This is a genomic window from Geodermatophilus sp. SYSU D01176 (assembly GCF_054050015.1).
On the sequence record NZ_JBJGYN010000088.1, the window covers coordinates 1 to 10777 of the forward strand.

The following is a 10777-nucleotide window of genomic DNA, read 5'->3' on the forward strand; positions in this document are numbered from 1 at the left end:
GTGCGTCCTGCCTCGCGGCCGGCGGTGAGCCAGGACGCACGACGATCAGCCCACCTGGTCATCGGGGAAGGCGCGCTCAGCTCCAGCGGGTACGGACCGACAGGGCGGCGAGGGCGGCGGCGCCGGCGGTCGAGGTCCGCAGCACCTCCGGGCCGAGCCGCACCGGGCGGGCGCCCGCGGCGTTGAGCGCCACGACCTCGCCGTCGCTGAGCCCGCCCTCGGGGCCGACGACGACCGCGATCGAGCCGGAGGTCGGCAGCTCGACCCGGGCCAGCGGGTGGCGGGCCTGCTCGTGCAGCACCAGGGCCAGGTCGACCTCGGCCAGCGCGCCGCACACCTGCCGGGTGGTCAGCACGTCGGTGACCTCGGGCACCCGCGGACGGCGGGACTGCTTGCTGGCCGCCCGCGCCGCGGCCCGCCACTTGGCCACGCCCTTGGCGGCCCGGTCCTCCCGCCAGCGGGTCACGCAGCGCGAGGCCGCCCACGGCACGATCCGGTCGACGCCGAGCTCGGTGGCGAGCTCCACGGCCAGCGGACCGCGCTCACCCTTCGGCAGCGCCTGCACCAGCACCAGCTCCAGGGCCGGCGGCGGCACCTCGTGGCGGGCGGAGACCCGCACCTGCAGGCCCTGCGCCCCGGCGCCGGTGACCTCGCCCTCGGCCACGGTGCCGCGGCCGTCGCCCACCCGCACCCGCTCGCCGGGGGTCAGCCGCAGCACGTCGACGGCGTGCCGGCCCTCGGCGCCACCGACCAGCAGGTCGGCGGCGTCGGGCAGCTCGTCGAGGAGGAACAGCGGCGCCCCGTCGAGCCCGGGCAGCCGGTCGTCGGTGGGGACCGAGCTCACTTGAACAGCCGCGAGAACAGGCCGCCGTGGCCGTCGGCACCCGCCGCGGCCGGACGGTCCTCGCCGCGCAGCGCGGCCAGCTCGCGCAACAGCTTCTCCTGCTCGGCGTCCAGGCGGGTGGGCGTCTCGACCTCCACGTGCACCATCAGGTTGCCGCGGCCGGTGGCGCGCAGCCGCGGGGCGCCCTTGGCGCGCAGGGTGAGCACGCTGCCCGACTGGGTGCCCGGCCGGATGTCGACCTCCTCCTGCCCGTCGAGGGTGTCGAGGGTCAGGGTGGTGCCCAGCGCGGCCGCCGTCATCGGGAGGGTCACCCGGCAGTGCAGGTCCTCGCCGTCCCGGGTGAACACCGGGTGCGGCCGCTCGGCGATCTCCACGTACAGGTCACCGGCGGGCCCGCCGCCGGGGCCGACCTCGCCGTGGCCGGTGAGCCGGATCCGCATGCCGTCCTCGACGCCGGCCGGCACCTTGACCGGGATGGTCCGCCGGGCCCGCACCCGCCCGTCGCCGCCGCACGTGCGGCACGGCTCGGGGATGACCTGGCCGGTGCCGGCGCAGGTCGGGCAGGGGCGGGTGGCGACGACCTGGCCGAGGAAGGAGCGCTGCACGCTCTGCACCTCGCCGCGGCCCGAGCACGTGGTGCAGGTGGTCGGGTGGGTGCCGGGCGCGGTGCCGGCGCCGGTGCAGCCGTCACAGAGGACGGCGGTGTCGACGGTGATGTCCTTGGTGGTGCCGAACACCGTCTCGTCGAGGTCGAGGTCGAGCCGGATGAGCGCGTCCCCGCCGGCGCGGACCCGGCTGCGCGGGCCGCGCGTGGCCGCCCCGCCGCCGAAGAAGGCGTCCATGATGTCGCCGAGCCCGCCGAACCCGGCTCCGCCGAACCCGCCGGCCCCGGCCCCCGCGCCGCTGTCGAACGGGTCGCCGCCGAGGTCGACGATGCGCCGCTTCTCCGGGTCGGTCAGCGCCTGGTAGGCGCGGCTGACCTCCTGGAAGCGCTCCTTGGCCGCGGGGTCGGGGTTGACGTCCGGGTGCAGGTCCCGCGCCAGCCGGCGGTAGGCCTTCTTGATCTCGTTGTCGCCGGCTCCGCGGGCGAGCCCCAGCACGGCGTAGTAGTCGGTTGCCATCGAGAAGTCTCTTACCTCAGCTCTCGGCCAGGATCTGGCCGACGTAGCGGGCCACGGCACGCACCGCGGCCATGTTGGTCGGGTAGTCCATGCGGGTGGGGCCGACGATCCCGAGCCCGCCGAGGGCACGGTCACCGGAGCCGTACCCCACGGAGACGACCGACGCACCCGAGAGCGCCTCGTGCGCGTTCTCCTCGCCGATCCGCACGAGGACGGCGCCGCCGGTGTCCACCTCGCTGATCAACCGCAGGACGACGACCTGTTCTTCCAGCGCCTCCAGCAGCGGGCGCAGGCTGCCGGGGAAGTCGACGGCGGCGCGGGCGAGGTTCGCCGTCCCGCCGACGACGAGCCGGTCCTCCCCCGGCTCCACCAGCGTCTCGACGAGGGCGGCGCCGACCGCGGCGACCAGCCGGCGCAGGTGCGGCGGAGCGGTGTCCAGCAGGTCGGGCACCAGGGCCGCGGCGTCGGCCAGCTTCGCCCCGGCGAAGGTCTGGTTGAGCAGGGCCCGCAGGTCGGCGACGTCGTCGTGGTCGACGTCGGCCAGGCAGTCGACGAGCCGCTGCTCGACCCGCCCGGTGTCGGTGATCAGCACCAGCAGCAGCCGGGCGGCGGCGACCTGCACCACCTCCAGGTGGCGGACGGCGCTGCGCGAGAGCGTCGGGTACTGGACGACGGCGACCTGGTGGGTCAGCTGGGCCAGCAGCCGCACGGTCCGGCTGAGGATGTCGTGCAGGTCCAGGGCGCCGTCGAGGAAGCGCTCGATCGCCCGCTTCTCCGCCAGCGACAGCGGCTTGACCGCCGAGAGCCGGTCGACGAAGAGCCGGTAGCCCTTGTCGGTGGGCACCCGGCCGGCGCTGGTGTGCGGCTGGGTGATGTAGCCCTGCTCCTCGAGCACGGCCATGTCGTTGCGGATGGTGGCGGGCGAGACGCCGAGGTCGTGCCGTTCGGCGAGGGCCTTGCTGCCCACCGGGTCGTTGGTGGAGACGTAGTCCTGGACGATCGCCCGCAGGACCTGCAGGCGGCGTTCGTCGTGCGCCACGGTGACACCTCCCCGTACCGGTCGACGCGTCGGGCGGCACTCCGGCCGGAGCCCCCGGCACCCGGACGGCGAGGCCGCGGGCGCTGGCACTCGCGCGGACAGAGTGCCAGTTGAGCATACGTCGGACCGGCGGCGCCGTCGCGGAGCTCGCCCGGGCGTGCGGCATCGTCCGGAAGGGACGGCCGATAGGCTGGGCGACGGTCCAGCGCTTGCACCGGGCGGCGCAGAGCGGAGGTCGGTCCCCTGATCTTCAAGGCGGTCCGGAACGGCCGGCCCTACCCCGACCACGGGCTGTCGACCCGGGACTGGGCGGTGATCCCGCCCCGGCAGATCCGGCTGGACACCCTCACCACCACCAAGCGCGAGCTGGCCCTGGACACCCTGCTCGCCGACGACTCCACCTTCTACGGCGACCTGTTCCCGCACGCCGTCCAGTGGAAGGGCGAGCTCTACCTGGAGGACGGCCTGCACCGCGCGCTGCGGGCGGCGCTGCAGCAGCGGAACGTCATACACGTGCGGGTGCTCGACCTCGACGCGCTGATCCCGGCCGAGCAGGTGGGCCCGCCGACCGCGACGCTCTGCATCCAGCCGCCGGTGCCGGACCCGCAGCAGCGCTGACTCACAGCCAGCCCTTGTCGGCCGCCACCCGGGCGGCCTCGACGCGGGTGCGGGCGCCGGTCTTGCCGATCGCCGAGGACAGGTAGTTGCGCACGGTCCCCTCGGAGAGGAACAGCCGCCGCGCGATGTCGGCGACGGTCGCGCCGTCGGCGGCCTCCCGCAGCACGTCGGCCTCCCGGGCCGACAACGGCGTCGCGCCGATGGCCAGGGCCGCGGCCGCGAGCTCCCGGTCGATGACCCGTTCGCCGGCGACGACGACGCGGATGGCCTTCGCGAGCTCGGCGACGGGCGCGTCCTTGACCAGGAACCCGGCCGCGCCGACCTCCATCGCGCGGCGCAGGAAGCCCGGCCGGCCGAACGTGGTGAGGACGACGGCGCGCACGCCCGGCAGCTCGGCGGCCAGCTCGCGCGCGGCCTCGAGCCCGTCGCGGCCGGGCATCTCGATGTCGAGCAGCGCGACGTCCGGCCGGTGCTCGCGGGCGGCGGCGAGGACCTCGTCGCCCCGGCCGACCTCCGCGACCACGGTGATGTCCTCCTCCAGCTCCAGCAGCGCCCGCAGCGCGCCGCGGACCATCGACTGGTCCTCGGCCACCAGCACGCGGATCACCGGGCCACCCCCGCCGGCGCCGGCACCAGGGGCAGGACGGCGCGCAGCTCGTAGCCGCCGTCCCGGCCGGCGCCCCCGGTGAGCGCGCCACCGAGCGCGCCGACCCGCTCGGCCAGGCCGGTCAGCCCGGAGCCGGGCGCGGTGTCGTCGGCCGGGCCGCGACCGTCGTCGGCGACGGTGAGCACCGCCTCCGCGCCGTCCTCGGTGAGGGTGACGGTCACCGAGCGGGCGCCGCTGTGGCGCAGCACGTTGGTCGTCGCCTCGCGGACCACCCAGCCCAGCGCCGCGTCGACCGGCCCGGGCAGCGCGGGCACCCGCGCGGGCAGCCGGACGGTGATGCCGGCGCCGGACAGCGCCGAGCGGGCCTCGGCCAGCGCCTGGGCGCAGCTGACCTGGCGGTAGCCGCTGACCGCGTCGCGGACCTCGGCCAGCGCGCGGCGGGCGGCGGCCTCGACGTCGGCCATCTCCGCCCTCGCCCGGGCGGGGTCGGCCTCGGCCAGCCGCCCGGCCAGCTCGCTCTTGAGCGCGATGAGCGACAGGCTGTGGCCCAGCAGGTCGTGCAGGTCGCGGGCGAAGCGCAGCCGCTCCTCGGCGACGGCGTTGCGGGCCAGCTCCTCCCGCGCCTCGGCGAGCTCGGCGTTGACCGAGACCAGGTGCCGCGTGCCGCGCAGCGCGAAGGCGGTGAGCAGGCACATCACCGGCAGGATCAGCAGCCCCGGTTCGCCGTCCACGCTCACCACGGCGGCGCAGACGGCGGCCGCCGCGACGACCGCCGGCCACACCCAGCGCTGCGGCAGCGCCGCCGCCGAGGCCGCCGATACGTAGATCAGCAGCCCGGCCCAGGAGGGCCCCATCCCGACGGCGAGCGCGACGCCGAGCCCGGCGACGACCGCCAGCCGGCCCCGCAAGGACCCGCTCCAGGAGCCGCCGCCGAAGGCGCGCCGGAAGACGTCGAGGTAGACCCCGGTGAACACCAGCAGTGCGGCGCCGGCGACGACCCGGACGGCGAGCGACCGGTCGGTGGTGACCAGGTCGGCGACCGGGAAGAACTGGAACAGCAGCCAGGGCAGCGCCCAGCCGACGCGCTGCCAGCGGGGGCGGGAGTCCACGGCGCCCGACCGTAGCTCCATCAGCCCGCGACGGCGGTCAGCGGACGGCCGGCGTCCGCGGGGACCCGGCTCGGCACCCGGACGGGCCCGGCGTCGGGGCGGAGCAGCCCGAGGACGGCGCCGTGGCGGACGGTCAGGCCGGTGATGCCGAGGGGGTCGGGAGGCACGGGACGAGCCTGCTGGCCCGCGGCCTGCCCTCAGTAGTGCGGGACGTCGCGGGTGGGACCTGACATCCGTCAGGTACCTTTCGCGCGCGAAAGGCACCTGGGGGTCAGTCCGTCAGGTCGCGGACCAGGGCGTCGGCGAGCAGGCGGCCGCGGTCGGTGAGGACGGCGCGGCCGGCGGCGTGCGCGGCGGGCTCCAGCAGGCCCCGGGCGACGGCGTCGGCGGCGCGGGCCCGGCCGGCGTCCGACAGCGCGGTCAGCGGCAACCCCTCGCGCAGCCGCAGCCCCAGCATCACCGTCTCCAGCGCGCGGTCGTCGTCGTCCAGCAGCTCGGTGTCCTGCACCGGGCTCTCCCCGCGCAGCAGCCGGCCGGCGTGCGCGGCGGGGTGCTTGACGTTCCACCAGCGCAGCCCGCCGACGTGGCTGTGCGCGCCCGGCCCGACGCCCCACCAGTTGGCGTTGGCCCAGTACAGCTCGTTGTGCCGGCAGCGGGCGGCCGCGCCGCGGGCCCAGTTGGAGACCTCGTACCAGTCGAAGCCGGCGGCGCGCAGGGTCGTGTCGGCCTGCTCGTAGCGGTCGGCGAGGACGTCGTCGTCCGGCATGGGCAGCTCGCCGCGGTCGATCCGGCGGGCCAGCCGGGTGCCCTCCTCGACGATGAGCGCGTAGGCGCTGACGTGGTCGACCGGCGCGGCGAGGACGGCGTCGAGCGAAGCGGCCCAGTCGGCCTCGGTCTCGCCGGGCGTTCCGTAGATCAGGTCGAGGTTGACGTGCTCGAAGCCGGCCGCGCGGGCCTCGCGGGCCGCCTCGACGGCGCGGCCCGGCGTGTGCCGCCGGTCGAGGACGGCGAGCACGTGCTCGGCGGCGGACTGCATGCCCAGGCTGATCCGGGTGAAGCCCGCCGCGCGCAGGGTCGCCAGCGACGCCGGCGTCACCGTCTCGGGGTTGGCCTCGGTGGTGACCTCGACGTCGTCGGCGACCGGGAAGAGCTCGCGGACCGCGGCGAGGACGGCGGCGAGGTCGTCGGCGGCCAGCAGGGTGGGCGTGCCGCCGCCGACGAAGACGGTGGAGACCGTCGGCAGGTCGGGGCCGAGGGTCTCGGCGGCCTGCCGGAGCTCGGCGATCGCGGTGCCGGCGTACTCCGCGCGGCTGGCGCCGGGGCCGAGCTCGTCGGCGGTGTAGGTGTTGAAGTCGCAGTAGCCGCAGCGGGTGGCGCAGAAGGGCACGTGCACGTAGAGCCCGAAGGGCGTGCGGGTCAGCCCCTCGCGGGCGCTGTCGGGGAGGTGCAGGGTCCGCGGCGGGGCCTCAAGCAGCGGCAGGACGGTGTTCATCTGACCCCAGTGTGCTCCCCCTCGGGGCAGGGCCGGGCAGGGTTGCGCCGGCCGCGCCGGCCGGGGACCGAGCGGCTGCTGCGGGTCGGGGCCTCGCCGGCGCGGAGGGCCGGGAGGGCGTCACGGCGTTCTAGGAGCAGCCCCCGGCCCGCGGGGTGCCGGGGGCCGACCGAGGTCCCGGGACGCTCGGACGCTGCTCACACCTGTGAGCAGGGCCGGAGCGTCCGTCAGGTGTCCTTGCCCCGCGCCCCTCGCCGGAGGACCCTGCCGGGCATGACCGAGCCGGACGAGCGCGAGCGGTTCCGCCACCTCCCCGAGCCCGTGCGGCTCGAGGACACGGTGGAGGGAGTCGACACCTCCCCCGTCCCCGCTGCGGACGCGAGCGACGACCGCGAGGTGTTCCTGCGCCAGGCCGGCGCCTGAGAGATCACCCCCTGACCCCACGGCTCGTAGAAGGTCCCCGCCCTCCTCACCCCTCGCACGCCCGCGGCCGGGGCCGGGGACCCTGGAGGAGGGCCATCGTCACCGCAGGCGGCGGGTGGCGTCCGGCAGCCGCTCGGTGACGCCGCGGGCGTCCAGCCACTCCATCAGCGGGACGGCGACCCGCCGGCTGGTCCCCCACGCCGAGCGGGCCTGGCTGAGCGTGAACGGCGCCGGGACGCCGGCCAGCCGGGCCCGCGCCTGCTCCTCGACCCCGGGCGCCAGGTAGACGCCGTCGGCGATCCTGACCAGCTGCCCGTCGCGGACGGCCGCGGCCAGCTCCCGCGGCCCCAGCCCGGCGGCGCGCAACTCCTCGGCGTCCGGCGCGGCGAACGGATCGGCCGCCAGCGTCGCGCGGATCCCGTCGACCGCCTGCTGCACCCACGCCGGCAGGCCGGCGGTCGCGACCACCACCCGGCCCTCGCGCAGGGCCAGCGGGGGGCGGACGACGCCCCGCACCAGCTCGTCGTCGGGCAGCTCGAGCGCCCGGCGGGCGACGGCGACCGGCGGACCCGGTTCCAACGGACGCAGCTGCCGGTAGCGCGCCACGATCCCCGGCAGCCGGGCGGCCAGCTCGCCGACCAGCCCGGGCGCGAGCAGCCAGGGCCCCACGGCCGTCGCGTCCTCGGGCACCGGCCAGCCCATCGCGGTGAAGTCGGCGGCCCGGGCGAACCGGCGGCGGGCGAGCTCGGCCGCCGCCCCCGCCGTGCCGACGGGCTGGGCGGCCAGCTCCTCGGCGCGCCGGCGGGCCGCACCGCGGCGGCGCAGCTCGGGCGGGTCGACGTCCCGGACGTCAGCGCCGAGCACCCGACGCGCCCCGGGGTCGCGCAGCAGCACCCGGTCGCCGACGCGCAGCGGCAGCGGCGTGGCCAGCCGCAGCCGCACCGCTCTCCCCTCCAGCGGGCGCATCCGCGCGCCGACCGCCGCCGAGCCGACGTGCACCACGACCTCGGCGGGCAGCCGGTCCTCCGGCTCGCGGACGAGCGTCGCGTCGAGCTCGGCGGTGTCGCGGAACGCCCCGGGGGTCAGCAGCGCGTCACCGCGGGAGAGCTCCTCGACCGACGTGCCGCGCAGGTTCAGCGCCACCCGCGCGGTGGCCTCGGCCCGCTCGACCGGCTGCCCCAGCGAGTGCACGCCGCGGACGCCGACCTCGAGGCTGCCGAGCTGCAGGCGGTCGCCGGCGGTGACGCGGCCGGCGGCCAGGGTCCCGGTGACCACCGTGCCCGCCCCCTTGACGGGGAAGGCGCGGTCGATCCACAGCCGCACCGGAGCGTCCCGGTCCGGGGCGGGCAGCCCGCCGAGCAGCGACTCCAGCGCGGCCACGACGTCCGGCACGCCTGCGCCGGTGGCGGCGCTGACCGCGACCCCGGGCACCTCGCCCATCGACGTGGCGGCCAGCCGCTCGCGCACGTCGACCAGCACCGGCGCGGGGTCGGCGAGGTCGGCCTTGGTGACGGCGAGCAGCGCGTGCCGTACGCCCAGCGCGTCGAGGACGGCGACGTGCTCCGCGGTCTGCGCCGACCACCCGTCGTCCGCCGCGACCACGACCAGCGCGGCGGGCACCGAGCCCACGCCGGCCAGCATGTTGCCGACGAACCGCTCGTGGCCGGGCACGTCGACGACCGCGAGCCGGCGCCCGGAGGGCAGCGTCGTCCAGGCGAAGCCGAGGTCGATGGTCAGCCCGCGGCGGCGCTCCTCCTCCCACCGGTCGGGCTCCATGCCGGTGAGCGCGCGGACCAGCGTGGACTTGCCGTGGTCGACGTGACCGGCAGTGGCGATCACGTCCACCGGCGGGCCACCTCCAGCACCGCAGTCGCCAGCGTCTCGTCGTCCGACGGCGGCAGGCTGCGCAGGTCGAGCACGGTGCGGTCGCCGGCCAGGTACCCGACCACCGGCGGCGTGCCGGCGCGCAGCGGTACCGCGAACTCCGCGGGCAGCGAGACGGCGGCGCTGGGCAGCGGGTGCTCCGGCGCCCCTCCCCCGCCGACGCGCGCCTCGGCGTCCACTGCGACCGCGTCCAGCCCGGCGGCGGTGAGCCGGGCGGCCAGCGCGGCGGCGCGGCGGCGCAGGCCCTCGAGGTCGGCGGCGAGCATCTGCTGCACCGGCGGCTGCGGGCCGCGCAGCGTGGCCTCCAGCGCGGCGAGGGTGGTCTTGTCGACCCGGAACGCGCGGTAGAGCGGGTGCCGGCGCAGCCGCTGCACGAGGTCCGCGCGTCCCAGCACCAGCCCGGCCTGCGGTCCGCCGAGCAGCTTGTCGCCGCTGGCCAGCACGAGGTCGACGCCGTCGGAGAGGGTGGTCTGCAGGTCCGGCTCGTCGGGCAGCACGGGGTGCGGGCGCAGCAGGCCCGAGCCGACGTCGGCCACCAGCGGGACGCCGCTGCCGGCCAGCCCCGCGGCGAGCTCGGCGACCGGCACCGCCCGGGTGAAGCCGCGGACGACGAAGTTCGACGGGTGCACCTTGAGCACCGCGCCGGTGTCCGGGCCCAGCACCCGCCGGTAGTCCTCCAGCGCCACCCGGTTCGTCGTCCCCACCTCACGCAGCCGGGCGCCGGCGGCCTCCAGCAGCTCGGGGATGCGGAAGCCGTCGCCGATCTCCACCAGCTCGCCGCGGGCGATGACCAGCTCGCCGCCGAGCGCGGTGGCCACCAGCGCCAGCGCCGCGGCGCAGTTGTTCACCACCAGCGCGGCCTCCGCGGCCGGGACCGCGTCGACCAGCGCGGCCAGCGCCGCCTCGCCGCGGGGCCCGCGCCGGCCGGTGGTCAGGTCGAGCTCGACGTCGGTGGTGCCGCTGGCCGCCACGACCGCCTGCACCGCGGCCGGGGACAGCGGCGCGCGGCCCAGGTTGGTGTGCACGAGCACGCCGGTCGCGTTGAGCACCGGCCGCAGGCTGCCCGCCGTCGCCGGCAGGGCGGCGAGGACCGCGGGGACGGCGTCGTCGGGTGCCACGGCGCCGGTGCGGACGCGCTGCTGGACGTCCTGGACGGCGGCCTTGACCAGGTCGCGGCCCAGCCGGTCGGCGGCCGCGGCCAGCCGCGGGTCGGCCAGCAGCGTGTCGGTGCGCGGCACGCGCCGCCGCGGGTCGGTGCTCATCGGCTGGGGGCTCATCGGCGCCGAGCGTAGGTCGAGGGCGCGCCGGGGCGGTGGGCGTGCGCCCGGCCGCCCCGGCCCGACACTCGAGGACCGGCTGCGCGCGGCCGGCGCCCGCTGCACGGAGGGCACCGCCTGGGCCTCGTTCGTGGTCGTCGACGGCGACCTGGGCACCGGGCAGAACCCGGCCTCCAGCGCGGAGGCGGCGCGGCGGGTGGTCGACCGGCTCCGCGAGGAGGCCGCCCTGCCGGCCTGAGCGAGGTCCCTGCGCGGGGGGGGGCCCCCCCGCCGCCCCCCCCCCCCCCGGGGGGGGCGGGGGGCCGGGTCTGCAACACCCCCCCCCCCCCCCCGTGCGCACCCCGCCGGCATATGCGCGCCGGG

The 10777-nt window shown here is 77.6% G+C and carries 12 protein-coding genes; 3 read left to right on the top strand and 9 right to left on the bottom strand.

Annotation, left to right across the window (positions count from 1 at the left end):
- Positions 1-76: 76 nt before the first annotated feature.
- The 3 genes from ACI78Z_RS24350 to hrcA are packed head-to-tail and all read right to left on the bottom strand — an operon-like array spanning position 77 to position 3004.
- Positions 77-844, bottom strand: a complete 768-nt coding sequence (locus ACI78Z_RS24350) for a 16S rRNA (uracil(1498)-N(3))-methyltransferase (protein ID WP_457039115.1) — start codon at positions 842-844, stop codon at positions 77-79.
- Positions 841-1965, bottom strand: a complete 1125-nt coding sequence (gene dnaJ / locus ACI78Z_RS24355) for a molecular chaperone DnaJ (RefSeq protein WP_457039116.1) — start codon at positions 1963-1965, stop codon at positions 841-843. The genes ACI78Z_RS24350 and dnaJ overlap by 4 nt, the downstream gene beginning before the upstream one ends.
- 16 nt (positions 1966-1981) lie before the next feature.
- On the bottom strand, positions 1982-3004 hold the full coding sequence (gene hrcA / locus ACI78Z_RS24360) for a heat-inducible transcriptional repressor HrcA (protein WP_457039117.1): 1023 nt from the start codon (positions 3002-3004) through the stop codon (positions 1982-1984).
- A gap of 246 nt (positions 3005-3250) precedes the next feature.
- Here hrcA and ACI78Z_RS24365 point away from each other — a divergent pair, with 246 nt between their 5' ends.
- On the top strand, positions 3251-3622 hold the full coding sequence (locus ACI78Z_RS24365; protein ID WP_457039126.1) for a type II toxin-antitoxin system VapB family antitoxin: 372 nt from the start codon (positions 3251-3253) through the stop codon (positions 3620-3622).
- Between the two features lies 1 nt (position 3623).
- On the opposite strand, the gene ACI78Z_RS24370 is transcribed toward ACI78Z_RS24365, so the two are convergent.
- The 4 genes from ACI78Z_RS24370 to hemW form a co-directional block, all read right to left on the bottom strand.
- Entirely contained in the window at positions 3624-4229 is a 606-nt protein-coding gene (locus ACI78Z_RS24370) for a response regulator (protein ID WP_457039118.1), read from the bottom strand.
- On the bottom strand, positions 4226-5338 hold the full coding sequence (locus ACI78Z_RS24375) for a sensor histidine kinase (protein ID WP_457039119.1): 1113 nt from the start codon (positions 5336-5338) through the stop codon (positions 4226-4228). The genes ACI78Z_RS24370 and ACI78Z_RS24375 overlap by 4 nt, the downstream gene beginning before the upstream one ends.
- Before the next feature lie 20 nt (positions 5339-5358).
- Complete coding sequence (locus ACI78Z_RS24380; RefSeq protein WP_457039120.1) at positions 5359-5505, bottom strand: hypothetical protein; 147 nt, start codon at positions 5503-5505, stop codon at positions 5359-5361.
- Between the two features lie 104 nt (positions 5506-5609).
- Positions 5610-6830, bottom strand: a complete 1221-nt coding sequence (gene hemW / locus ACI78Z_RS24385; RefSeq protein ID WP_457039121.1) for a radical SAM family heme chaperone HemW — start codon at positions 6828-6830, stop codon at positions 5610-5612.
- A gap of 273 nt (positions 6831-7103) precedes the next feature.
- Here hemW and ACI78Z_RS24390 point away from each other — a divergent pair, with 273 nt between their 5' ends.
- The gene (locus ACI78Z_RS24390) at positions 7104-7253 is read left to right on the top strand and encodes a hypothetical protein (RefSeq protein ID WP_457039122.1); all 150 of its coding nucleotides are present in this window, start codon (positions 7104-7106) and stop codon (positions 7251-7253) included.
- A gap of 99 nt (positions 7254-7352) precedes the next feature.
- Here the strand turns inward: ACI78Z_RS24390 and selB are convergent, their stop codons facing one another.
- Entirely contained in the window at positions 7353-9098 is a 1746-nt protein-coding gene (selB, locus tag ACI78Z_RS24395; protein WP_457039123.1) for a selenocysteine-specific translation elongation factor, read from the bottom strand.
- Complete coding sequence (gene selA / locus ACI78Z_RS24400) at positions 9089-10399, bottom strand: L-seryl-tRNA(Sec) selenium transferase (RefSeq protein WP_457039124.1); 1311 nt, start codon at positions 10397-10399, stop codon at positions 9089-9091. The genes selB and selA overlap by 10 nt, the downstream gene beginning before the upstream one ends.
- Between selA and ACI78Z_RS24405 the strand changes: the two genes are divergently transcribed.
- Entirely contained in the window at positions 10365-10652 is a 288-nt protein-coding gene (locus tag ACI78Z_RS24405; RefSeq protein ID WP_457039125.1) for a hypothetical protein, read from the top strand. The genes selA and ACI78Z_RS24405 overlap by 35 nt on opposite strands.
- Positions 10653-10777: the final 125 nt, after the last annotated feature.

Coding starts and splice junctions, on each gene's coding strand:
- dnaJ (WP_457039116.1), bottom strand. CDS start 1,965: ATGGCAACCGACTACTACGCCGTGCTGGGGCTCGCCCGCGGAGCCGGC.
- hemW (WP_457039121.1), bottom strand. CDS start 6,830: ATGAACACCGTCCTGCCGCTGCTTGAGGCCCCGCCGCGGACCCTGCAC.
- ACI78Z_RS24390 (WP_457039122.1), top strand. CDS start 7,104: ATGACCGAGCCGGACGAGCGCGAGCGGTTCCGCCACCTCCCCGAGCCC.
- selA (WP_457039124.1), bottom strand. CDS start 10,399: ATGAGCACCGACCCGCGGCGGCGCGTGCCGCGCACCGACACGCTGCTG.